The organism is Peptostreptococcus anaerobius VPI 4330 = DSM 2949 (assembly GCF_000381525.1).
Classification (GTDB): domain Bacteria; phylum Bacillota; class Clostridia; order Peptostreptococcales; family Peptostreptococcaceae; genus Peptostreptococcus; species Peptostreptococcus anaerobius.
Genome location: NZ_KB906606.1, coordinates 24,662 through 50,686 on the forward strand (window position 1 = coordinate 24,662; position 26,025 = coordinate 50,686).

The following is a 26,025-nucleotide window of genomic DNA, read 5'->3' on the forward strand; positions in this document are numbered from 1 at the left end:
CAAGTATGAGGGCAGTAGTTCAAAGAGTTACTTCATCAAGCGTCACAGTTGAAGGAGAGACGACTGGTAAGATAGATAAGGGTCTGATGGTCCTACTAGGTGTTGCTGATGGAGATACAGACAAAGATGTAACATATATGGTTGACAAGATAGTAAACCTTAGGATATTTGAAGATGAAAACGACAAGATGAACCTATCTCTTCAGGATATAGGAGCAAGTCTACTAGTTGTCAGTCAGTTCACCCTACTTGGTGATTGTAGGAAGGGTAGGAGGCCTAGCTTTATTGAAGCTGCCAGACCTGAAATGGCTGACAACCTATACCAAAAATTTGTGGACAAGGCTAGGAGTATGGGGATAAGAACAGAGACAGGAAGGTTTAAGACCCATATGATGGTTGAACTGATCAACGATGGACCAGTTACAATATTGGTCGATTCCAATAAGAATTTTTAGGAGGAAAAGATGAAGTTAGAAGTGCTAGTAGATAGGATGATGCAAGAAAATACATATGTATACTATGATGAACAAACTAGGCAGGCAGTTATAGTAGATCCAGCCCTTAATTTCAAGGATGCTGTTGATACTATAATAAGACTTGACCTAGATGTCAAGTACATACTACTAACTCACGGTCATGCAGACCATATAGGTGATGTTGAGGAACTAAAGAAATATACAGGGGCTAAAATTGTAGCCCATATAGATGAAAAAGAAATGTTAAATGATGCCAGCAAGAACCTAAGTGTCCAGTTCTATCCAGAGAGTATAGAGTTTGATGCAGACATATATGTTAAGGACAGGGACAAGCTTAAGATGGGAGAAAATACCTTCTCATTTTTCGCAACACCGGGTCATACTAAGGGTGGTATGTGCATAAGATGTGGCATGGATATGTTTACGGGTGATACCTTGTTTAAGGATTCTATAGGTAGGACAGACCTATATGGTGGAGACTACAACCAGATGCTCAAGTCATTAAAGAAGCTTAGCAAGATGGAAGACGACATCACAGTATATCCAGGCCATGGACCAGCTACCAAGCTAGGTATAGAAAAGAAAGTAAACTACTATATGCAGTTGATAGGATAAGTTGTAATGTTAAATATAGCACTAAAGGGACACAATTATAAATACGAGATATCTGAATTTTTGAGATTGTTTACATCTAGCTTTGATTTTATAGAAGATGTAGATGGCGGAATTTTTGAAAGTCAGATAGAGGACTCAGAGGACTTAAAGGCTTCTGAGCTTTCTTGTCTAGCCAACAAGTTGGATATAGAAGAAAAAGACCATATTATGTATATTCGATCAACAACATATGCCTATGAGTATGGCCTTAGGGTATATTCTAAGTCTACTCAAGATATAATAGACCTGAAAGAAAAAAAATTTGCAAACAATCAAAAAAAGATAGATAATAGAGTAAAGACCATCTCAAAAAGACTCATTCAAAGGTCTATGTTTGACTACCTCAATGACAAGTACGATGCAAATGTACCTTGGGGGATATTGACTGGTATTAGGCCAGTCAAGTTGATACATAGCCAGTTGGATGAGGGGATTGATGAGTCTACAATCAGGGATACCATGAAGAGGGAGTACCTGATAAGTGACGAAAAACTAGACCTTATAATAGATATAGCCAAGAGGGAAAGACCTTACATATATCCTCTTGATGGGAACAAGATTTCCCTATATGTATCTATACCATTTTGCCCAACGAGGTGCCTGTATTGTTCATTCCCATCAAATGCCCTTGGAATACAGGGGTCAAAGAGGGGGCAATATGTGGATACACTCCTAGTAGAGGCAGAGGGACTAGCTGATATAATTACAAAGCAAGGCAAGACTATAGAGTCATTTTATATAGGTGGAGGAACACCTACAGCCCTAGAGGCTCATGATTTAGACAGGTTAATCACAGGCCTATTTGACATATTTGATCTCTCTAGGATTGAGGAGTTTACAGTAGAGGCTGGTAGGCCAGACACCATAACAAGAGAAAAACTCCTAGTCCTTAAAAAGCATGGTGTAGGCAGAATATCTATCAATCCACAGACTATGAATCAAGTCACACTTGACAAGATAGGTAGACGTCATAGTGTTGAGGATATAGTAGACTGCTTTAATATGGCAAGAGAGTTGGGATTTGATAATATCAATATGGACCTGATATTGGGTCTTCCAAATGAGACTCCAGATATGGTTGCTCATACAATGAATACGATAGTTGGTCTGAACCCTGAAAATGTGACAGTACATACACTGGCACTCAAGAGGGCATCAGACTTGAAGATAAATATAGAAGACTATGAAGACGATTTGACGTCATATAGGCAAATGGTTGAAATGATAAAAATATCAAGAGATGCCATGTCCCAAAACGGCTACAATCCATATTATATGTACAGGCAAAAGCATATGCTAGGCAACCTGGAAAATATTGGTTATGCCAAAGAAGGTAAAGAATGCCTATACAATATGCAGATAATGGAAGAAAAACAGTCAAACTATGCAATAGGTGCTGGTGCAGTATCCAAGTTCGTCTATCTAGATGAAAATAGGATAGAGAGGGTTGACGATGTCAAGGACCTTGACCACTACCTAAGTAGGGTTGATGAAATGATAGAAAAAAAGAGGCGGGAGGTTGAAAAGAATGAAAATTAGTGCTCCAAGAGGAACAAAGGATATAACTTCAAAAGAATCATTCAAGTGGAATTATCTAGAAACTAAGTTTAGACAAATATGCTCGATGTATGGTTATGAAGAGATAAGGACACCTATATTTGAAAACACAGAACTATTTCAGAGGGGTGTAGGTGATACTACAGACATAGTTCAAAAAGAGATGTACTCATTTAAGGATAGGGGAGATAGGGATTTAACTCTTAAGCCTGAGGGTACAGCAGGAGTGATCAGGGCATTTATAGAAAACAAGATGTTTGCAGATGCCCAGCCTACAAAGTTATTTTATATAACACCTTGTTTTAGGTATGAAAGACCCCAGTCAGGTAGGCAAAGACAGTTCCACCAGTTTGGTGTAGAGGCAGTAGGAAGTGACACACCATCTCTAGATGCAGAGGCCATATCACTTGCTATGCAGTTCTTGGGAGAATTAGGACTTAAAGACCTGTCAGTATCAATCAACTCAGTTGGATGTCCAGTATGTAGAGAGTCATACAACAAGTTACTTAAGGAATATTTAGAGAAAAAGTCAGATGTATTATGTGACTTATGTAATGAAAGACGTGAAAAGAACCCTATGAGAGTTATAGACTGTAAGGTTCAGACTTGCCAGGACAACATCAAGGATATACCACTTATGGCAGACCACTTGTGTGAAGACTGTCAAGACCACTTTGAAAAACTAAAGGCTTACTTAGACGAGATGAATATCAAGTACCATGTAGATAAGAAGATTGTAAGAGGACTAGACTACTATAAGAGGACAGCATTTGAAATAATATCAAATGACCTAGGTGCCCAGTCTACTGTATGTGGTGGAGGTAGATATGACGGACTAGTAGAACAGATAGGCGGTCCAGAAGGCTATAGTGGAGTAGGATTTGGTATGGGTGTTGAAAGACTGCTGCTTACTCTAGAAGCCAACAATATAGAAATAGAAAATCCAAATAAAACGGATATATATATAGTAACTCTTGGAGAGATGGCCAAGTTAAAGTCATTTGCTATACTAAAGAACCTAAGAGACAACCATATATCAGCTGATAAGGACCACCTTGACCGTAGTTTCAAGGCCCAGTTCAAGTATTCAAACAAGATAAATGCCAAGTACACAATTGTAATAGGCGATGAAGAACTTGAAAAGGACGAGGCTAGGCTTAAAAATATGGAAACAGGTGAGCAAAAGTCAGTTAAGATTAGCAATCTAGTAGAAGAATTTAAAGGCTTGTTATAGGAGGAGATAGAGTGGATAATATTAAAGGCATGCATAGAACTTGCTATGCAGGAGAACTAAGAATTGAAAATGTAGGTCAGGAAGTAACCCTAATGGGATGGGTACAGAAGAAGAGAAACCTAGGTGGACTAGTATTCGTAGACCTTAGAGATAGGGGAGGAATAGCCCAGCTAGTATTCGATATTGATGTAGACAAGGAAGCTTTTGAAAAGGGCGAAAAGTTGGCATCAGAGTATGTAATAGCTGTAAGGGGTAAGGTATGTGAGAGACAGTCAAAGAACCCTAACATGGCTACAGGTGATGTAGAAGTATTCGTTGAAGAACTAAGAGTCCTAAATGAATCACAGACACCACCAATCTATGTAAAGGACGATGATGATGTATCAGAGGCCCTAAGACTAAAGTATAGGTACCTAGATCTTAGAAAACCAAAGATGCAGAAGAACCTAATGCTAAGACATAGGGTGACAAACATAGCTAGAAACTACTTATCAGACAACAATTTCTGTGAGATAGAGACTCCATTCTTGGTAAAGCCTACTCCAGAAGGAGCTAGAGACTACCTAGTACCATCAAGAGTAAATGAAGGAAGGTTCTACGCCCTACCACAGTCACCACAGTTATACAAGCAGTTGTTAATGGTATCTGGAATGGACAGGTATTTCCAGATAGTAAAGTGCTTTAGAGATGAAGATTTAAGAGCGGATAGACAGCCAGAGTTTACACAGATAGACCTTGAGATGTCATTTGTTGAAGAGAACGACGTAATGACAATGATGGAAGGTTTCCTACAGAAGTTATTCAAGGAAATCAAGGGAATGGATATAGCCCTACCACTTCCAAGACTTACATACAAAGAAGCGATGGAGAGGTTTGGTTCAGATAAGCCTGATACTAGATATGGACTAGAATTTGTAAACATATCTGATGTAGTTGCAGACTGTGGATTTAAGGTATTTGCAGATTCAACTAAGGATGGAAAATCAGTAAGAGGTATCAATGTTAAGGGTGGAGCAGAAGAGTTCACTAGAAAGGCGATATCTCATTTAGAAGACCATGCCAAGTTATACAAGGCAAAGGGACTTGCTTGGATGAAGATTACAGAAGAAGGAGTAACTTCACCAATAGCTAAGTTCTTCTCAGAAGAAGAACTAGAATCTATAAAGACAAAGATGGGAGCAGAACTAGGAGACTTGTTACTATTTGTAGCGGACAAGGATTCTGTAGTATATGATGCCCTAGGTCAGGTCAGAATAGCAGTAGCAGACAAGCTAGGCCTAGCTGATCCTAACAAGTTCAACCTATTGTGGGTGACTGAGTTCCCAATATTTGAAGAAGATGAAGAAAATGGAAGATTTGCAGCCAAGCACCATCCATTTACATCACCAATGGATGAGGACCTAGACCACCTAGAAGATGAAGATAAGTTAAAATTAAGAGCCAAGGCTTATGATATAGTCCTTAATGGATATGAAATAGGAGGAGGATCAATTAGAATATCTGATTCAGAAGTCCAGAAGAGAATGTTTAAGGCTCTTGGATTTACAGATGAAGAAGCCTACAATAAGTTTGGTTTCCTAATAGATGCCTTCAAGTTTGGTACACCTCCACACGGTGGTATGGCATTTGGTCTAGACAGACTAGTAATGCTACTTGCAGGAGCAGACAATATTAGAGAGGTCATAGCTTTCCCTAAGAACCAGAATGCTGTTTGTCCTATGACTATGGCTCCGTCTATTGCAGAGGACGATCAGTTAAAGGAATTAAGCATCAAGGTATCTATAGAAGAATAATAAAGGTGGCTAGATTATAGATGAGTGGTTGTTGCACACATGAGGTGAACAAGGATAGAAAATTGAATTCTAAAAATGACAAGGATGCACTAATCAGGCGCCTTAAAAGGATTGAAGGCCAGGTCAAGGGTATCCAGTCAATGGTTGATGACGAGCGTTATTGCATAGATATACTGACACAGGTTACAGCAGTAAAGTCAGCTATAAATGCTGTAGGAGTCATGATACTAGAGAACCATATAAAGGGATGCTTGATCGATGCTATTGAGAATCAGGAAGAGGACAGAGATGCCCTAATAGAAGAACTGATAAGCTTGATAGGCAGGTACTCCAAGTAATTGAATATGATATGTGTTCAATAGGAGGTAGCATACAGGTGTTCAATAGGAGGTAGCATAATGGATCAAAGAGGATATATAGTAGAGGTAATGGATGATAAGACAGCCAAGTTTCAGATGAGGAGAATGTCAGCCTGTGCTAGCTGTGGTAAATGTATAGGTGCTGCAAAGAGTGAGTCTATGGATATAATAGTAGAAGTAGACAACAGTATAGGTAGTCAAGTAGGTGATTATGTAGAGGTCAGCATGGAACATATCAATGTCATGAGGGCTCTAGGAATCCTATATGGCCTACCATTGATAGCCCTAGTAGCAGGCACAGTAGGCTCCTACTATGCACTTGGATCAGTGGTTGCTGGTCATTTACTTGAAGTGTATAGTTTTGGAATAGGCCTACTAGTGACAGGTATAGTATATGGATTGATTAGGTTAAGGGATGAGTCCTTTAAAAAATCCAAAAAATATATGCCGACAGTCACAAGGATATTAGAAGATTTAAAACCTATACCTGGATTTTAGGTCCGGGTATGGGATATTTAATAAAATTTTAGGAGGTAAAAGATGGAATTAATCGATGGATTAAAGTCTCAAATTGCGGGTAAGTATATAAGAATAGTACTACCAGAAGGAACAGAACCTAGAATAATAGGAGCTGCTTCAAGATTACATAAGGAAGGTATCCTAGTACCAGTATTGGTTGGTGATCCAGCTGAAATAGGAAAGGTAGCTAGCGAAAAATCAATCGACATAGAAGGTGTTGAAATAATAAATCCAGCAGACTATGCAGAATTTGATGAAATGGTTGCAGCATTTGTAGAAAGAAGAAAGGGCAAGGTTACTGAAGAAGATGCTAGAAAATTACTTCTAGACGAAAACTACTTCGGTACAATGCTAACTTACATGGATAAGGTGGCAGGTATGGTATCAGGTGCTGTTCACTCAACAGGTGACACAGTAAGACCAGCCCTACAGATAATAAAGACAAAGCCAGGCGTGTCTAGAACTTCAGGTGCATTCGTAATGATCAAGGGAGATACAAAGTACATATTCTCTGACTGTGCAATAAACATAGAACTAGATGCAGAAGGCCTAGCAGGAGTAGCAGTAGAATCAGCTAAGACTGCCAAGATATTTGGAATAGATCCAAAGGTTGCAATGCTATCATTCTCAACTAAGGGATCAGCAAAGCATGACCTAGCAACTAAGGTCCAAACAGCTACAAAGATGGCTCAGGAATTAGCTCCTGAACTTCCAATAGAAGGAGAAATCCAGTTTGATGCTGCTATAGTTGAGTCAGTAGGCCAGCAGAAGGCTCCAGGATCAAAGGTAGCAGGATTTGCCAACGTATTTGTGTTCCCATCACTAGAAGCTGGTAATATAGGATACAAGATAGCTCAGAGACTAGGTGGTTTCGAAGCTTTGGGTCCAATCCTACAGGGTCTAAACAAGCCAATAACTGACCTGTCAAGAGGATGCAACGAAGAAGACGTATACAAGCTATCAATAATAACAGCCTGCCAGAGCTTATAATTTTAAATTTTAGGAAGGAAGTGGTGTTATGAGACATTCGATTAGCAAAGAAATTAGAAGATTTCTTTGCTTTTCAATTACTATGATAATGATATTGACATCGATGCCGGTACACTTATTGGCAGCTAATGTCAATCACAATAATTTGTCAAATAATAAAAGTAAAATCATAAACAAAACACCTGTTAAGGTTGCAAAACTTGAAGCAGGTAATACGGCAGCGGATCTGATCAAGAATCCTCCTCAGCCAAAGATATATACCCTAAGGACAGACTACAAGGTCCAAAGAGGTGAGAAGTATAAGGTTAACTACCAACCTTATATTGCTAGTGTAGGGGAAGCAGCAACTAAAGTAGAAAAAGATAAGGTCAATAAGACTATAGACCTACCTGACATTGCAGGTTATAAAAAACCACAAAAAGATTTTACAATTGACTACAAAACTATAAAAGATGCTGCAGATGGAAAAAACGAACCAGGAAATGATGATAACGGATTAAGATATTCCGTTAATAAAGAGTTTAACTACTCTGCTATAAGTAATGAAATTAAAATCAAACACGTCTTCCAAAAACTTGACGATTTTACTAAGTATACAAATCCAGACGGAAGTGTTGGAGATGAAGGTGCGCTTATTACCACTCAAAATGGAAACACTGGTTCCACTATGCAAGCCAGCCCCTTGAGTGAAAGTGATTCTAGAAGAAAAGGATTTGTTCCAGAAGCTGACTATATAAATTTGCAAGTTCCACAAAATGCTGAGAACTTTGTCTTGGAATACCGTTACAACCGTGCCCACTACGATGTAGTTTTTGATACTGCAGGCGGCACTCCTATTCCAACTCGTACACTTTATTATGAACAAGCCATGCCTAAAATTGCAGATGCAGATATTCCTACAAAAGTAGGCGGAGAGTTCCAAGGTTGGAAGCCATCTGTTGATTTAAAAACAAAGGATGAAAAAACATATAAGGCAAATGAAATAATTAAAGTTGGAACTAATGAAGCTAGCAAAAATCTTGATGCCAACTTGATTATGCCGGCAAGCAAAGTTACTTTCACAGCAGTGTGGAAGGACAAAGAAGAGGCTGACTACGCAGTACAATTCTGGGCAGAAAAGTCAGACCATGCAGATGGTGCAAGTCTATTGGATAAATATGACTACATGGGAACTCGTGTCTATAAGGACAAAGACACAGGGTCAAGACCGGTCTTGGATACAGAACCTGTAAATGGATTAAAATTCCCAGATCTAGACCAAGCTCGTCTAAATAAGATATGGAATGGCGATAAATTTAATCGTGGCAGAGATCTTTATCTAAACAAATTCTTTGTCTACAATAAAGAATTAACCGATAAAGAAAATGAAGACCAAAAAAAACCAGGCGTGGTTAAGTCTGTGTCAGCTACAGGCAAGACTGTCTACAACATCTACTACGACAGACAAGTCTACGACCTATACTTTACAAAGTCCAATGCACAACCTAAAGATAATACTATCTACCCTGAGATTTGGGGCTACGACCCGGCAAAGGGAAAATCTGTCATGTTAGGCGGTCCAGGTAATCTATACCACTATAAGGCAAGATTCAACGAGATGATGTATAAGTGGCCTAACGATGCCAAACAAACCAAAGGATTCACTCCTGGTTATCAAAGTTTTGGTTGGGGACCAAACTATACTACTCCAAATTGGCCGACTCATTTAGACACGCCTCCTTATAGATTAAATGCCGATGAATTCCTGGACATGGAAAACTACACTAGCTGGGGCGGCTATACTAAACATATAGACAAGGGTGATGGTACAACGATCGATTTGGATCCATTAGACTTTAAAACTCTTTCCTTTGGTATAAAGCAGGATAAACCTTCCATCCCACACCACATGGACTTTTGGATGGACGGCTTTAAGAAAGGCGAAACCATCATCCGTTACGACCTTGTTAGGACCAAGGCAGATACAGCTGGCCTGGACTATGGTCACAGATATCCGCAAGTTACAGGCTTCACCCCTTATGACTATAATCCTAGAGCTTCTTGGCCAGTAATCAAAGAGGGAAGTCAGGAAGATGGCCGTGTGAATGGGGATGAAATTAACAATCTAAATGATGAGCGTGATGAAATCACTCCTAACACTTGTGGGACATACTATAACAACTACGGAACTAAACTTCCTATCGGTCAGCTAGATTTTATATCAGTCTTCTTTAGCGATGCTGATGAATTTGGTGATCCATTGAATGATGAAGATGGTAATCCTATAGTTAAACCATTTGAAGAAAACGGCTATCTTCGATTCAAATACACTCGTAACAAGTATCCATTGAGATTTAACTACGACCCATCAAAGATTAAAGATGACAAAGAATTTGGAGCAACTAATTCAATAAATACTTTCTACGAATTTCCTCTAAAGGCCCTAAGCCCTAACTTGGTAGATGACAAGACACCAAGAGAAGAAAGAGAGTATTACAAAAATAATCCGAAAAACTTACTAGACAATCCAGAAAACTTGAAAAAATTAGGCCTTACAGACCTTGTCTTTAACGATCCAAATGACGAAAATAAGTTAAAGGTTAAAAGACCAGACAATCTTTCCGACCAAATGGTCTTTAAGGGCTGGGCACTGGACCCTGCCGGCACTAAGCTTATTTGGGAGAACCCAGGTGAAAAGATGCCTTTCCACCCAGTAAACCTCTATGCTAAGTGGGGCGAACCTGATTATCAATGGAAGGTAACTTTCGACCCGAACGGTGGAAATTTAAGCTCAATTGACGAAGCAAAAGTAACTCAAAAACGCAAGACCATCCAAGTAGGGGACAAAGGTCAAGAAGAGATGAAGGCTTTTGCGCAAAAAGAAAAGAATGAAGGCGACAAGCAAGTCTTTACAGTTATACAAAGACAAAAACTTGTAGAGCCACCAAAGCCTACAAGGAAGGGCTACGACTTTATGGGTTGGGAAGCAATCCGTTATACAAAGGATGCTAAAGGCAACTATACAAACCAAATCGACGACTCATATCGTAAAACTTATAAAGTTGCAGAACTCTACACCTTTGGCAATGATGTTGTATCTCCAATCTATCTAAAAGCAATTTGGACTCCAAACAACAGAATAGATGTAAAAGTAGTACATCACATTCTAAACTTAGATTTAAGTAAAGAAACAAAAAAGATAACTGAGACTTTGCCTAGCAAACGTGCAGGTAACCTCGTTGCCACAAGTGGAGACAAGCAAAATGAAAAATATATTTTGGCAACTCACAAAGATCTTGAAGAAAAATTAACAGGCGACTTAAAGAAACTATACGAAGATTATAATGCAAGAGTAAAGGCCAACAACACCTTCTTCCAAACTTTTAAAGTAGAGCCGGAAAAGATTCCTGATCCTAAGGATTCAAGCAAAACGATAGACAATCCTAAAGCAACAGACAATGTCTTCCACTTCTTCTACAGACCATTTAGAACTCGTGACTACAAGGTCAACTATATAGATGAAAGAGGTAAAGCAGAAGTCGAAAAATTCTTTAAGGGATTGAATCTTACAGATACAAGCGGATTAAAAGATGACGCTCTTTTAAAAGCAAATGAAGGAAATAAAAAGAAATTTGAAACTAAGAGAACAGATTTTGAGAAACTTATTAAGGAATACAAAATTGTAGATCCAGAAGCTGTTTCCAATGGTAACCGTCACTACGACGCAAGAAACTACAGACAAATTCCTGGTTGGGTTTTAGCAAAAGATGAAAAGCCTCAACAACAACTATTCTTCGATGTAAATGAAAAAACAAATGAATTCTTAGGCATCAACGGCACAGGAGCAGATCAAGTTTTCTTCTATTATAAGGATGTAAGAGTAATTGAAACCAAAAAAGATGATCCAGTACCAGATGGCTATGTAAGAGTAACGTATAAAGCAGATAAAGGCGGAGCATTTACTGACAAGGACGGAAAAGAAGTTACTGAACTTTACTACGATGTCATCAAAGGACTTCAATCACAATTATTACCAGTTCCGCAAGAATGGATTGGTGGAAAAAATGATGATGGTAGTGAAAAACAAAAAGAAGAGGGCAAGTACTATATCACACCAGAAACTGGCAAGAAATTTATTAAGTGGGACAAGAGTCCACTATTAAATGACAACACAATTATCAAGAGAGACTACACTTTTACAGCCTACTTTGAATGGTCAGGCCTAAGCGCATCTGGTCTTGTAAGAACAGAAGCATTCAAAGATTCTAGTGGCAAGTGGACAAATGACTTTGCTCCAAAAATTGCAGACTTAAAGAAACAATTAGTTTGGAGGGAAAAAGACCAAGTAAAAGATCTTCCGGCTGGAACAAAAATACAATTATTCGACGAAGCTGGAAATGAATTAGCAAAAGACAATCAAGTTTATGATTTAGTAAACGAAAAGGGAAAAGCCGACAAGGACGAACTTTTTCGCACAGTAAATGTCAAGGCTAAGGTTACATTCACAGATGGTAAAGACCCACAAGAACTTGTTATACCAATTACAGTTTACAAGAACGTCTACGAAGCACTTACAGCTGGCGACAAACCACTATTCTTAAAAGAAGCTGAAGAAAAGAAAGCAGAAAAAGGCGGTTTAAGTGATGTAACAGGAAATTACGTAAAAGTAACAGTTAACCCAACAAATAAACCTGGTAATAAAGACTCAAAGATTTATTATGTAAACAAAAATGCTTGGGTAAATATTCCTGAAGTAGATATTTCGAAAGATGCGAAGGAATTAGGATTTACAAGTTGGTCTGCAGACAAAGATGCACAAAACGAAAATGGAGTATTTGATTTTAATAAACGTCATAAATTCACAGAAGACACAATTATTACTCCAGGATTTACAAAGGATGTAGTAGAACAAACAGATCCGAATAAAAAACCAGATGTGCCAGATGATTATGTAAAAGCCATTGTCAAAACAACTGACAAAGCTGTAACTGAATTTACAAAAACCTTCTGGGTTAACCCAACAAAAACAGTTACTATCCCAGTAGTGAAGCCAGTAGGAAAAACTGTAGATAAAACAGCTACAGAAGCAGCCAAGGCTTGGACATTTACAAAATGGCAATCAACTGAGCAAAGTCCAAAAACCTGGACAAATGAAATAAAGGGACAATTTACAGAAAAAGAAACAACAATTATAGCTCAGTATGACGATGTTGATAATATTATCCCTTATGACCCAAGCAAAACAGATCCAATGCCAAGACCAGAAGGCTATGTAAGAGTAAGTTTTGCAGCAGATGATGGATTAAGCTTAACAGAGCAAAAAGCATATTATGTAAAGAAAAATGCAGGCATTAAACTTGGAAATTCTGAACTTATAAAACCAGGACACAAAGAAGAAACTGGTTACAAGTTTGAAAAGTGGGATAAAGAAGATACGCTTGAAATTAAAGAGGATGATGTACTTGTAACTGTAAAAGCTAAAGTATTACCGGATTTTGATACAGTAAAGCACACTGGCTATGTAAAGGTAACTTTCAAAGCAGGAGCTAATGGTGTAATAAAAGAAAATGGTAATACAATAGGCGAAAAAGTTTACTATGTAAATCCAAATAAGTATGTAAACTTAAAAGCACCTACACCAGACGGCAATACAGGTTATGATTTCAGCACGTGGAAGAGCGACAAGTCTCAAAGTGATTTTAGTCTAGCTAACTTTGTGAATTATAAAGAAGATACAACTATAACTGCAATGTTTAACCAAAAGGACGCAGTATATCCAAAACTAGATGGCTCAACAAAACCGGCTGGCTATGTAGAAGTTACATTTAAAGTAACCGGCACATACGGTAAGATTGCGGACAATGAAATTACAACTTACTATGTAGACCCAAATAGACAAGTTTCACTAAAAGCTCCTAAGACAGTAGCTGGAACAGGATTTGTATTTGATGGCTGGAGATTAGAAGATAATACTACTGCTGATAAAATTAATCCTGCTGACCAAAGACAATATCCAAATAACACAACTATCTATGGTAGCTTTACTAAACTGAAAGACATCATACCATCAACAAATGACGATGGAACACCGAATTTACAACCGATAGACTATGTAGCTGTCTTATTCATTGGAGGAGACCACGCGAATAAGTTGGATGGACAATTCTTATATTATGTCAATCCAAAGGCAGATCCTGCGAAAACTATTGGAAGTTTAACAAAGCCTACAGTAACACCTGATGTAGGTTGGAAGCATACAGGTTGGGATGTACAAGATTCTACAGTTATAAATGATTATATGTTCGTAGTTGCACAATATGAGGCACTTAATGATGTAATACCAAAGACAAAAGCTGATGATTCGGAAAAACCGGCAGGCTATGTAACAGTCACATTCAAGTCTGGAGCAAATGGTACGCTTCAAGGAGGAGAAAAGACTTACTTTGTAAACCCTGCTAAGTATGTACATCTTACTCCACCAACAACAGTTCCAAATGCTTCCTATGAGTTTTCAACTTGGTGCAGTAATGGTGAGGAGTTTATATTGGCAAACAATATAAACTTCACTAAAGACACAATTATAACTGCAAAGTTTAATACAAAAGGCGATGTTATACCAAAGACAAAGAATGATGATTCACAAAAACCACAAGGCTTTGTAACAGTTAATTTTGTAATTGATCCGACAAATGCTGGCAAGATTGAAGACGGCCAAACTACCACTTATTTTGTAAGGCCGAATACAAATGTTACAATACAACCACCAAAGACAAAAGCTGAAACAGGCTATGAATTTAAAAAGTGGAGTATAGACACGACAGAAGCTAAGCAATATACTACTGACACAACTGTTAAAGGCGAATTCACAAAGCTAGATGAGATAATTCCGTCTAAAAATCCCGACGGTACAGTGAATGCCCAACCGGAAGGCTACGTTATCGTGAACTTCCTAAAGGGAGAGCACGGCGTGCTAGATGGAAAAACAACATTCTATGTCAATCCAAAGGCTGACAAGAAGCTAAAAGACCTTGATATTAGTGGAATTACTGTAGTACCAAGTCCAACGTACAAGCATGACGGTTGGGATACAGACTTTGCAACTGTTATTGATAAGGATATAAATGTAACAGCTAAGTATACGCAACTTCCTAATATAATCAAAGCAGGACCTAAGGATACAGCACCAGCAGGCTATGTTGTAATCATCTTTGAAACCGATGGAAGAGGCACGATAACAGGAAATGCAGCATACGAAGATAAAACTAATCCGAAAGCAAATGAAACAGAAATAGTTTACTTTGTAAATCCAAAGAAGGGTATTAAACTTGCAAAGGCAGATGCAACAGCAAGTGATAAAGTTTTACCTGTACCAAGTACCGCTCCTTATGACGCTACTAAATATGGATTCGACCAATGGCGTGCAGACATTGACACTGAAACACCTATCACAAGAGGTAGGGTTCATATAGCAATGTTCAAGCCTAAGGTAGTAAAATTAACTTACGATGCAAATGGAGCTACAGGCGATGTACCTCCTGTATCGACCGTTGATTATAACACAGATGTTAGACTTGCAGGCAAGGGCGATCTTGCTAAGAAAGACGCAAGTTTTAAAGGCTGGAAGATTGGCGATAAAATTTATCAAGCCGGCGATCAAATCAACTTAAAAGAAGATACTACAGCTTATGCACAATGGACGAATGACCAAAATATTATCCCATATGATCCAGTAAACAATCCTACAACGAGACCGGATGGCACTTATGTAAAAGTGACATTTGCAGCAGAAGATGGATTAAAATTAACAGAACAAAAAGCATACTATGTTAAGAAGGATGCAGGTATAAAGCTTGGTGACACAGGACTTGTAAAACCTGGATACAAAGTTGAAACAGGTTACAAATCTGATAAGTGGGATAAGGAAGACAGCCTTGAAATCACAACAGACGTCCTTGTAACTGCAAAGGCGACTAAGCTTGGAACAGTTATTCCAGAAAAAGATACTGATGGAAATCCAAACACTAAGCCAGAAGGCTATAAGGAAGTAGTATTTAAGGTTAAGGATGAAGACCAATCTAAGGGTACACTTGAAGGAGTTACAAAGTTCTACGTTAATCCAACAGAGTATGTAACAATTAACACACCAACAACAAAAGCAAACACAGGTTTTGAATTTGGTGCTTGGGATAAAGATGCAACTATTCCAACAGTTTACGAGGAAGATGCAACAATTACAGGTAGTTTTAATGGATTGAAAGATGTCATTCCAAATAAAAATCCAGATGGAACAGAAAATAAAAAACCAGACGGATACAAGACAGTAACATTTGTAATCTATCCAGCAACTGGCGGAAAGATTGCAGATAAAGAAGTTACAGTTTATTATGTAAACCCAGCTAAAGATGTAACAGTTCCACAACCAAAAACATCAGCTGATACAGGCTATGTATTTGAAAAGTGGGATCAAGATACAGCAACAGCTAAAAAGTATACAGATGACACAACGGTTAAAGGATACTTCAAAAATCATGAAGATATTATTCCTTTAACTGATGAAAAAGGTAATCCAAATGCAAAACCAGAAGGATATGTAACAGTTACTTTTGAAAAAGGCGAACATGGAGCAAAAATCGAAGGTCAAACAGTTTACTATGTAAATCCAAAAGCTGGTAAAAAGTTGTCTGAAATTAAAAAACCAACAGTAAAAGAAACAGAAATTGGTTGGAAGCAAAAAGCTGATGCGGAAGCTTGGGATACAAAAGATACTTTTGAAATAAAAGAAGATAAAACTGTAAAAGCACAATACAAAGAAATCGCAGATATTGTTCCAAAGACAACAAATGATGAATCAGAAAAACCAGATGGATATATCACTGTAACATTTGTAAAGGGCGAGCATGGAAAAGAATTAACAGGACAAGCAGTTTATTATGTAAATCCTAACAAGGCAGTAGTTCTTAAAGATAAAGCTCCTACAGCTGTTCCAGAAACAGGATATAAATTCGCAAGATGGGATATATCTATTGACCAAGCAATTCAATACAAAGACGGTGCTGAAATTACAGCTCTTTATAATGAACCAGGAAATATTTCAACAACAGAAGTAGAAGGTTATGTAAAAGTTGAATTCAAACCAGGAACTAACGGTTCACTAGAAGGAACACAAACTTACTGGATCAAACCAGAAGTTGAAGTTAATATCCCAGCACCAACTGTAAAGCCAAATGTTGGATACAAATTTGATAAGTGGGACAAATCATTAACAGTAACAGCTAATAAAAATGACCCAACTTATGAAATAACTGCGGGTTATACTCAACTTGACAATATCATTCCTCAAAAGAATACTGATGGAACTGACAAACCAAATGGTTATGTTACAGTAACATTTGACAAGGGAGCTAACGGTAACTTAACTGGACAAACTTCATATTATGTAAATCCAAATGCTGGCAAAAAGTTATCTGATATTACAAAACCAGAAGTAAAACCAGAAACTGGATTCAAATTTAAAGCTTGGGATACAACAGATGACTTTGCAATAAAATCCGACAAAACAGTTACTGCACAATATAAAAAGTCAACTGGCACAACTCCAGGTGGAACAACACCTGATCAACCAGGTGGAACAACACCTGATCAACCAGGCGACAAACCAGGAGATAAACCAGGAACAGTTCCTGAAAATCCAGGAGCAATTCCAGGAACAACTCCAGGCGTGGTTGAAAAACATGGCAACAGATACGTTGAACGTGTTGCTGGAAAGAACAGAGTTCACACAGCTATCAACACTTCTAAGAGATTCTTCAATAGGTCAAGATATGTAATCATTGCTGATTCAGGAAATTATCCTGACGCATTGACCGCAACCGTTTTGGCTCACGTATTGGATTGTCCAATATTGTTGAACAACACAAGATATCTTGAAGATGATGTCGCAAGAGAAATTGTGAGATTGGGAGCTACAGAAGTTATTATCGTTGGTGGTCACAAGTCTATTTCTGAAAATGTTAAATCACAATTAGGAAAATTTGATCAAAACAAAGTACAAAGAATTTGGGGTCGTGACAGATATGTAACTTCATCTGAATTAGCTTACGAAATCGAAAGATTAACTGGCAAGGTGAACAAGGCCATCATTGCATCTGGAGAAAATTTCCCTGACGCATTGGCAACTGCACCTCTTGGTTCAAAAGAAATCGCACCAATTCTATTGGTTAGAAGAAATCAAATGGACAAGAAGGTAAGTAAAGCTCTTAAAGATTTGAACATTAATAAGGTTTATGTTGCAGGTGGACAAAATTCAGTATCCAAGAAATTGGAAGCTCAATTGCCACAAGTAATCAGAAGATTTAGCGGACATGATAGGTATGAGACTGCAATTTTAGTTGCAAGTTACACATATCCAGAATCTAAGGAAGTATTTGTAGCATCGGGAGAAGTTTTCCCTGACGCATTGGTAATCGGACCTGTATGTGCAAGAAGAAAAGCACCGATACTTTTATCAAGAACAACACCAGTAAAAGTAACTGATGATTATATCGAAAAATCTAATATAGAATATCTATATATTATCGGTGGTACGAATACAATTTATGCTGAAACAGCACACAAATACGCCATAGAAGATTAAAAAAATATTTTTAGCCGGGCACTTAGTGTCCGGTTTTTTTTATAGGGACGTGTCCCTGTTGAGCTCGCAAAGCGTGCGAAACAATAAACCACCCGCTATGCGGGTGCGCGACAGATGTTATACAAAAAAATCACCATTCCATAGTATAATTGAATTGTTCAAGCTCAATAATACGAATAGGAAGGTGATTTTATGGCAAACAAAGCGAACAGCTTGTCTCATACAAAATGGATGTGTAAATATCACATTGTGTTTACTCCAAAATACAGGAGAAAAATAATATACAATCAATACAGAAATAGTATTGGTAAGATATTGAGACAACTATGTTCATACAGAGGTGTTGAAATACTCGAAGGTCATCTGATGCCTGACCATGTCCATATGTTGGTGAGTATACCACCTAAGTTAAGTGTATCACAGTTTATGGGATATCTCAAAGGAAAAAGTGCATTGATGATGTTCGATAAGCACGCAAATTTAAAGTACAAATTTGGAAATAGACACTTTTGGTCTGAAGGATATTATGTAAGTACTGTGGGATTAAATGAGGCAACAATAAGGAAATATATTCAGGAACAGGAAAGACACGATATAGCTTTGGACAAATTAAGTGTCAAGGAGTATGAAGATCCCTTTAGGGATGGCAAGTAATACAAATACCCTTTAAAGGGTAGCGACGAGTCAAAGGCCGAGCTTGAACAGAGTGAAAGCCAGCGCCTTTAGACGCTGGCCGGTAACCCTTGGGCTTATAGCCCGTGTGCAAACCACCCGTTGGACGGGTGGTCATGATTGTGGCTCTATATATTATTTGAAAAATTATCATTTACATATTTTTTAAATGGTGATAGTATATATACTTGTACAGGTATTATTTTTAAACCAAGGAGATGGTAAAATGTTAAAAGAAAGAAAGAAAGAAAGAAAGAAAGAAAACTTATTAGTGTACCAAAAGGAAGACCTTAGTGAGGTTACATTTGGAGTAAGTAAGATTGATTCAAGTACAGTAAACTACTATTATGAAATTAAGTCAGATATAAGAGGTGAAAGACATGAGAATTAATAAATTTAAAAATAAAATATCTATATTAATTTCGACAATGATGTTATTATCTTTTGGTTCAACATCGTTAGCCGACAGTGTAATTGATATATCTAACCTACCATCTGGAAAGGGTGTTGCTGTTGGCAATCAGCTTCCAGTGAATAGCCAGTCTAGTGATGGGAATATTGTTGTAGATAATGGAACAAAGCTATCAGTTAGCAGGATAGCTGGCAAAAATAGGTATGAAACGTCATATAAGGTAAGTGTGGCTCTTGGGGAGTATAAAAATATAGTAATAGCCAGTGGAGAAGATTTTCCAGATGCATTATCTTCAGGTCTGCTTGGAAGTATTATGGGGGCACCTGTTTTACTTACAGAAAAAAACTCACTCAACCCATATTTGTACTCAGCTCTAGATAGTCATAGAAATCAAAAGTACTATGTAGTTGGCGGAGAATCAAGTGTTTCAAAAAGGGTTAAAAATGATATACAGACTTTTTCAAAAATAGACTTAAAAAATTTAGCTGGCAAGGATAGGTATGAAACATCAGTTTTAGTTGCTAGCAAGGTTAATGAGGATATTATGGGAAATCCATATTTAACAGATATGCTTGCCGTATATAGTGGTGAAAATTTTGCTGATGCCCTGTCAGCAACACCTTTTATGTATCAGAATGATATCGATAAAAAAAATACCATTCCACTGATGGTTGCATTGAAGAATGGAAGTAAAATAAATTCTGAGTTGTATACTTTTGTGTTCGGTGGTGAGTCATTCATTCCAAAGGGCAAGGAGGAACTTAGATTAGCTGGCTCTAACAGGTATAGAACATCTGTTGAGGTGGCAAAGGCATTTAAGACTAGATTAAATAAGGATATTGATACAATAATAATTGCATCAGGTGAAACCTACCCAGATGCCCTATCATCTGGACCGCTAGCTGCCAAGAAGAATGCAGCAATCTTGCTGACAGAGGCAAGGGAATTAAATAAGGATGTTAAAAAATACATAGAAGAAACAAAATCCATTAAAAATGTAATTATAGTCGGAGGTGAATCCTCAGTATCAAGTCAAGTTGAAAAAGACCTTTCAAGTATTGTAAGGTAAGTTAAATTGTAAAACAAAAATTATATAATGTAAAATTTCAATAAGAATAGAGCGGATTCAAAATCCTATTAAAACACCGAAGGCCAAATAAAATATCGCCTTCGGTGTTTATTTTTAGAAAGTACTCTCCAGATTAAAAATAAGTTTGATAATATAAGTGGTAGTACACGTAAAAATAAGAGTACATATTTATTTTCATGTGCTTATAATATGTACCCCTATTTGATTAGTATAGTCTTATTTAATTGTTATATACTACGGTTTAGAAAGTTCTTAAGGGCACCTACCATACCGGCATCATTTTTAAGGCTTGCAAATACTATATTTGTTTTTTCTAATATCATAGGGTTTAGGTACTTCTTTAGTGCTAAGTTCAGCCTAGGCTCAAAGTAGTCTGACCTAGCCATTATGCCTCCACCTAGGATTATTGTGCCTGGATTGTAGATATAGGCCATTGTTGATATACCTACTGCTAATTTGTCTATCATGTAGTCTAGTTCCTCTATATAGACCTGATCATCTTCTTCAACTTTTTCAAATATCATCTGTCCATTTACGCTATCCCTGTCAAGTCCGAGTCTGTCTTCTATCCTGTGGCAAAGGGCACTTGTAGATGCTATATCTTCAAATACACCACCATCTATATGGATCTTACCTATTTCTCCAGATGTCATAGAGTCCCCACTGATAAGTCTACCCCTATGGATTAGGCATGATCCTATACCTGTGCCAACAGTAATCATAGCCACATTCTCACTCTCTATATCAGACCTGTTCCATAGTTCTCCCAAACCAGCTGAGTTGACGTCATTTTCAATATGGCATACTAGTCCAGTTTCTTCTTCTACTTTTTTCTTTACATTTAGGCCGCTGTATTTAGGAATTAGGTGGTCATCTGCATAAAGTACTATGCCCCTATTCGAATCTACCATTCCATGTGTGGATATGGCTACACCATTTAATTCATAAGTATTTTTCAATTCATTGACCTTAGTTACAATATTATTTATTATACCAATTCCGCCTACTTCAAGAGCATCTGAGGGGAATGAGTCTTTCATAAGGATAGAGGAGTCTTCCTTTAGTATACCGTATTTTACGCTTGTTCCTCCTATATCAAAACATATATAATTTTTCATTATCTTAAATCACCTTTCTATAAATTGTATCTCTATAAGTTGCATTAAAATTGCCTTTTATAGCTTGTATCAAAAGTTGCATTGTATATCTTGTATAAAAAATTGCATTGTATAAAAATGCACTCAGAAATATATCGAAATTGCATTGCATAAAAAATGCACTGAGAGTTATATCAAATATAAATATGTCTATTGCATAAAGTGATAGCTATAGTATAAGGTATAATAGTTTATTTTTCAATTGCTAAATTACGTTTAGGCTGAATATTAGAAAATTTATATGTTTTTTAAAAAAAACTATTGCAATCGCTTTTTTTATGTGATATATTCATAAATAAGAAATATCGAAACCGGTTGCATAGATTGTGCAAAGTTTTTCGGAACCGGTTGCATAATATGAAACTATTGTTTTAAAGGGGTGAGATATTTTGGTAAAGAAGGAAAAAGTGACCATTAAGATGGTTGCTGATGAGGCAGGTGTTTCAAAATCAACTGTTTCAAGGGTTATAAGTGATTACCCAGATATCAGTGATGACACTAAGAAAAAAGTTAGAGAGGTAATGAAAAAATTGAATTACCACCCTAGTGCTATAGCCAGGAGCCTAGCCAACAGAATCTCTAAGAATGTAGGACTTGTTCTACCGTCGGATGAAGATTTTTTCTTGAATCCATTCTTCCAAGAGAGCCTTAGAGCGATCGCTATAACAGCAAGTTCAAGGGGATACGATACTATGTTGGTCTACAATGACAAGGATGAAACAACAGCCATAAACAGGCTGGTGAGTGCCAACAAGGTGGATGGAGTGATTCTTATGAGGGCCATTGTAAACGACAAGTCAATACAGTACCTCAAGGACAACAAGGTTCCATTTGTGCTTATAGGAAATTCTCTTGAAAACAAGGATATATACTCTGTAGACACTGACAACTTCAAAGCTTGCAAAGAACTTACAAGGATCTTGGTGGAAAATGGTTGCAAGAAGATTGGTTTTATAGGTGGAGACAAAAACTCAGTAGTTACACTTGATAGGCTTAAGGGTTATATGAGTGTTGTCAAAGAGAAAAAACTGTATAAGGACAAGACCATGATCCAAGAAAATGAGTTTACAAAGTTAAATGGTTATAGGTCTATAGAAAAGATACTGAGTGACAATGAGGATATAGATGGCATGATAGTAACAGATGCCCTGATATTTAGGGGTGTTGTTGATTATCTTACAGAGGTCAACTACGGTAAGGATATAATCCTAGGGACATTTGGAGCTGAGCACCAACTTGGATATGACGATAGGTTCAAGGTATTTAATGTGGATGTTCAGTGTATGAAGATGGGCCAGGCATCATGTAACAAGCTTATAGATATACTAGATGGCCAAAAGGTAAATAAGATGGATATTATTGATTATAAAATCATGTAATATATATAAAAAAGTGTACTTATATTTTAAGGAGGTAAACCATGAAATTCAAAAAAGTATTAAGTTTAGCTGCAGTAGCTTTGATGACAACATCTCTACTAGCAGGATGTGGAAATTCTTCAAGTCAGAAGTCAGGTGGAGGAGCTACAACTGTAGATATATTCCAGTTCAAGGTTGAATTTAAGGACCAGTTCAACAAGTTAGCTCAGGAATATATGAAGGAACATCCAGATGTTAAGATCAACATAACAACTGTTGGTGGTGGTGGTGACTACGGTGCTGCCCTAAAGTCTAAGTTCTCTTCAGGAAATGAGCCAGCTATATTCAACATAGGTGGACCTCAGGATGTTAAGGACTGGCAGACAAAGTTAGAAGACCTAAGCGATGTTGCAATAGCTAAGCAAGCCCTTCCAAAGACTCTTGATGCTGTAACAGTTGACAAGAAGGTTTATGGTCTTCCATTCAACCAGGAAGGTTACGGATTTATATACAACAAGGAAATATTTAAGAAGGCTGGAATCAAGGCTGAGGACCTAAACACTCATGCTAAGTTGATGGAAGCTGTTAAGACTCTTGATTCAAAGAAGAAAGAACTAGGCTTAGATGCAGTATTTGCTCTACCAGCTAAGGAAGACTGGGTAACAGGACTACACTTATCAAATGTATTCCTATCACCAGAATTTGGAGGAGATATAAATAAGGCATTTACAGCTAAGAATGTAGAATTTAAGTATGGCAAGCAGTTCAAGGATGTACTTGATATGCAGAACAAGTACTCAGTACAGCCAACAGCAAGCCTTGACTACTCACAGCAGGTTGAAAAGCTGTTCTCAATGGGTAAGGTTGCTATGATCCAGCAGGGTAACTGGGTATACAACTCAATTGAACAGATAGATCCTGAACTTGCTAAGAACATAGGTATAATACCAATTTCAGTAGAAGGTGCAGTAGAAGGCAAGATGCCAGTAGGTGTTCCAATGTACTGGGCAGTAAACAATACAAAGGATGATGCTACAAAGAAGGCTGCTAAGGACTTTATAAACTGGATATACTCTTCAGACAAGGGTAAAGAATATGTTCTAACTCAGTTTAAGTTCATACCTGCATACAAGGGATTTGATGAATCTAAGATCAGTGATCCACTATCTCAGGAAATCTACAAGTATGCAAAAGATGGAAATACAATTAACTGGGTATTCATGGGATATCCATCAAGCTGGGGTCAGAAAACTCTAGGTTCAGAAATACAGAGATACGTAAGTGGTCAGGCTAGTTGGGATGATATAGTCAAGACTTCACAGAAGGCTTGGGGACAGGCTAGACAGTAATAAAGATTTAGATTTAGGTGCTGCTTGGTGATTTCAACTAGGCAGCGCCTTTTTTATAAAATAGGAGGCTATTATGAATAAGAAGTTAGGAAAAAACGGTATATTTTTCTGGTTGTTTTTGGCACCGGTATTAATAGCACTGTTCATGGTGGTTGTTATTCCTCTATTGTATGGAGTTTATTACTCATTTACAAACTGGGACGGGATAAATACACCTCAATTTGCGGGAGTTACAAACTATATACAGTTGCTTGGTGATGAAGGTTTTAGAAATTCTCTTTGGTTCACTACTAAGTTTGCTGTTGTATCAATTGTTTTAATAAATGCTATAGGTCTTGGACTTGCCTTATTGGTTACTCAGAAGATCAAGGGTAGCAACTTGATGAGGACGGTATTCTTTATGCCAAACCTAATAGGTGGTCTGATCCTAGGATTTATATGGCAGTTCGTATTTATACAGGGGTTTGATGCTATAGGTCAGGCTGTCGGTACTGAAGCACTTCAGGGATGGCTATCTACTACTAGGACTGGTTTTTGGGGTCTAGTAATACTTACAGCATGGCAGATGTCAGGTTATATAATGATAATCTACATAGCCCACCTAGAGTCAATACCCGAAGAGTTGGTAGAAGCAGCCCAGATAGATGGAGCTAATGTAATGCAGAGGTTTAGACATATAATATTCCCTCTAGTTGCACCAGCCTTTACTGTAAGTATGTTCCTTACACTATCAAACTCATTTAAGTTATACGACCAGAACTTGTCACTTACAGGAGGGGCTCCATTTAACTCAACACAGATGGTAGCCATGAATATATACAATACTGCATTCTTGGAGAACAAGATGGCATATGCCCAGTCTAAGGCCCTTGTATTCTTTGTAATAATTGCAGTTATATCATTGACTCAGGTCTACTACAACAAGAAGAAGGAGGTAGAGATGTAATGAGTACTACAAAAAAGAAAAATATAATACTAGTAATTCTAGGTACAATACTCAGCATACTTTGGCTTAGTCCTTTTTATTTGATGCTGGCAAACTCTTTTAAGACTAAAAAAGAAATATTTGAATCACCTATCAAGATGCCTGGAGGATTACATTTAGAAAACTACACTCAGGCAGCTGATAACCTAAGTTTTGTACAGACATTCACAAATTCTATTTTGATAACTGTAATAAGTGTTCTAATAATAATAGTATTTTCATCTATGGCTGCTTACGCCCTAGCAAGGGTAAAGTCAAAGGTGAGTGCAGTGGTATTCTTTATATTTGTAGCCGCTATGCTGATACCTTTCCAGGCAGTAATGATACCTCTAGTATCTTTCTTTGGAAAACTAGGTATGCTAAATAGGCCGGGTATAGTATTCCTTTATCTAGGATTTGGGTCTTCTATGGCGATATTCTTATACCATGGAACAATTACAGGTATACCAAAGTCACTTGATGAAGCAGCTATAATAGATGGCTGCAATAGGTTCCAGGTATTCTGGTATATAATATTCCCAATCCTAAAGCCTATAACAGTGACAGTTGCAATCCTAAACACTATATGGATATGGAATGACTACCTGCTACCATCTCTTGTAATCAACAAGATAGGTTCAGAGACTATTCCACTTAAGATGTTCTTCTTCTTTGGAGAATATACAAAGCAGTGGCACCTTGCTCTAGCGGGTCTTACACTAGCTATAATACCGGTTATTGTATTCTACTTCTTTGCTCAAAAGCATATAATCAAGGGAGTTACAGCCGGTTCTGTAAAATAAAAGGTCAGTGATGACAACTACGGAGG

17 protein-coding genes are annotated in these 26,025 nt (G+C 37.5%); 16 read left to right on the plus strand and 1 reads right to left on the minus strand.

Annotated elements, in window-relative coordinates:
* Positions 1 to 5: 5 nt before the first annotated feature.
* From dtd to F823_RS0100915, 12 genes are all read left to right on the plus strand, one after another.
* The gene (gene dtd / locus F823_RS0100860; RefSeq protein WP_002845206.1) at positions 6 to 455 is read left to right on the plus strand and encodes a D-aminoacyl-tRNA deacylase; all 450 of its coding nucleotides are present in this window, start codon (positions 6 to 8) and stop codon (positions 453 to 455) included.
* Positions 456 to 464: 9 nt separating this feature from the next.
* The gene (locus F823_RS0100865) at positions 465 to 1,091 is read left to right on the plus strand and encodes an MBL fold metallo-hydrolase (protein ID WP_002845205.1); all 627 of its coding nucleotides are present in this window, start codon (positions 465 to 467) and stop codon (positions 1,089 to 1,091) included.
* Positions 1,092 to 1,097: 6 nt separating this feature from the next.
* Positions 1,098 to 2,669, plus strand: coding sequence for a coproporphyrinogen dehydrogenase HemZ (gene hemZ / locus F823_RS0100870; RefSeq protein WP_002845204.1), 1,572 nt, complete (start codon positions 1,098 to 1,100; stop codon positions 2,667 to 2,669).
* A complete protein-coding gene (gene hisS / locus F823_RS0100875; protein ID WP_019595260.1) occupies positions 2,659 to 3,921 on the plus strand; it encodes a histidine--tRNA ligase in 1,263 nt (420 codons plus the stop codon). The genes hemZ and hisS overlap by 11 nt, the downstream gene beginning before the upstream one ends.
* A gap of 11 nt (positions 3,922 to 3,932) precedes the next feature.
* Positions 3,933 to 5,714 carry an aspartate--tRNA ligase gene (gene aspS, locus F823_RS0100880; protein ID WP_019595261.1) on the plus strand — a complete coding sequence of 594 codons (1,782 nt, stop codon included), beginning with the start codon at positions 3,933 to 3,935 and terminating at the stop codon, positions 5,712 to 5,714.
* A 20-nt stretch (positions 5,715 to 5,734) separates the two neighbouring features.
* A complete protein-coding gene (locus tag F823_RS0100885) occupies positions 5,735 to 6,052 on the plus strand; it encodes a metal-sensitive transcriptional regulator (protein WP_002843807.1) in 318 nt (105 codons plus the stop codon).
* A 60-nt stretch (positions 6,053 to 6,112) separates the two neighbouring features.
* Positions 6,113 to 6,571, plus strand: coding sequence for a SoxR reducing system RseC family protein (locus F823_RS0100890; protein ID WP_002845200.1), 459 nt, complete (start codon positions 6,113 to 6,115; stop codon positions 6,569 to 6,571).
* A 42-nt stretch (positions 6,572 to 6,613) separates the two neighbouring features.
* Entirely contained in the window at positions 6,614 to 7,582 is a 969-nt protein-coding gene (pta, locus tag F823_RS0100895) for a phosphate acetyltransferase (protein WP_002845199.1), read from the plus strand.
* A 28-nt stretch (positions 7,583 to 7,610) separates the two neighbouring features.
* Complete coding sequence (locus F823_RS0100900) at positions 7,611 to 18,194, plus strand: cell wall-binding repeat-containing protein (protein WP_019595262.1); 10,584 nt, start codon at positions 7,611 to 7,613, stop codon at positions 18,192 to 18,194.
* Positions 18,195 to 18,386: 192 nt separating this feature from the next.
* Positions 18,387 to 18,848, plus strand: coding sequence for an IS200/IS605 family transposase (gene tnpA, locus F823_RS0100905; protein ID WP_002843375.1), 462 nt, complete (start codon positions 18,387 to 18,389; stop codon positions 18,846 to 18,848).
* Positions 18,849 to 19,092: 244 nt separating this feature from the next.
* A complete protein-coding gene (locus F823_RS0100910) occupies positions 19,093 to 19,257 on the plus strand; it encodes a hypothetical protein (RefSeq protein WP_019595263.1) in 165 nt (54 codons plus the stop codon).
* A complete protein-coding gene (locus F823_RS0100915) occupies positions 19,247 to 20,347 on the plus strand; it encodes a cell wall-binding repeat-containing protein (RefSeq protein ID WP_019595264.1) in 1,101 nt (366 codons plus the stop codon). Before F823_RS0100910 ends, F823_RS0100915 begins: the two co-directional genes overlap by 11 nt.
* A gap of 248 nt (positions 20,348 to 20,595) precedes the next feature.
* On the opposite strand, the gene F823_RS0100920 is transcribed toward F823_RS0100915, so the two are convergent.
* The gene (locus F823_RS0100920) at positions 20,596 to 21,486 is read right to left on the minus strand and encodes an ROK family protein (protein ID WP_019595265.1); all 891 of its coding nucleotides are present in this window, start codon (positions 21,484 to 21,486) and stop codon (positions 20,596 to 20,598) included.
* A 428-nt stretch (positions 21,487 to 21,914) separates the two neighbouring features.
* Here F823_RS0100920 and F823_RS0100925 point away from each other — a divergent pair, with 428 nt between their 5' ends.
* The 4 genes from F823_RS0100925 to F823_RS0100940 all read left to right on the plus strand — a co-directional run bounded on the left by F823_RS0100925 (position 21,915) and on the right by F823_RS0100940 (position 25,999).
* Positions 21,915 to 22,904, plus strand: a complete 990-nt coding sequence (locus tag F823_RS0100925; protein WP_002845310.1) for a LacI family DNA-binding transcriptional regulator — start codon at positions 21,915 to 21,917, stop codon at positions 22,902 to 22,904.
* 41 nt (positions 22,905 to 22,945) lie between these two features.
* Positions 22,946 to 24,232: an ABC transporter substrate-binding protein gene (locus tag F823_RS0100930; protein WP_002845309.1), complete on the plus strand. Its 1,287-nt coding sequence runs from the start codon at positions 22,946 to 22,948 to the stop codon at positions 24,230 to 24,232.
* Between the two features lie 73 nt (positions 24,233 to 24,305).
* Positions 24,306 to 25,178, plus strand: a complete 873-nt coding sequence (locus F823_RS0100935) for a carbohydrate ABC transporter permease (RefSeq protein ID WP_002843866.1) — start codon at positions 24,306 to 24,308, stop codon at positions 25,176 to 25,178.
* On the plus strand, positions 25,178 to 25,999 hold the full coding sequence (locus F823_RS0100940) for a carbohydrate ABC transporter permease (protein ID WP_002845308.1): 822 nt from the start codon (positions 25,178 to 25,180) through the stop codon (positions 25,997 to 25,999). The genes F823_RS0100935 and F823_RS0100940 overlap by 1 nt, the downstream gene beginning before the upstream one ends.
* Positions 26,000 to 26,025: the final 26 nt, after the last annotated feature.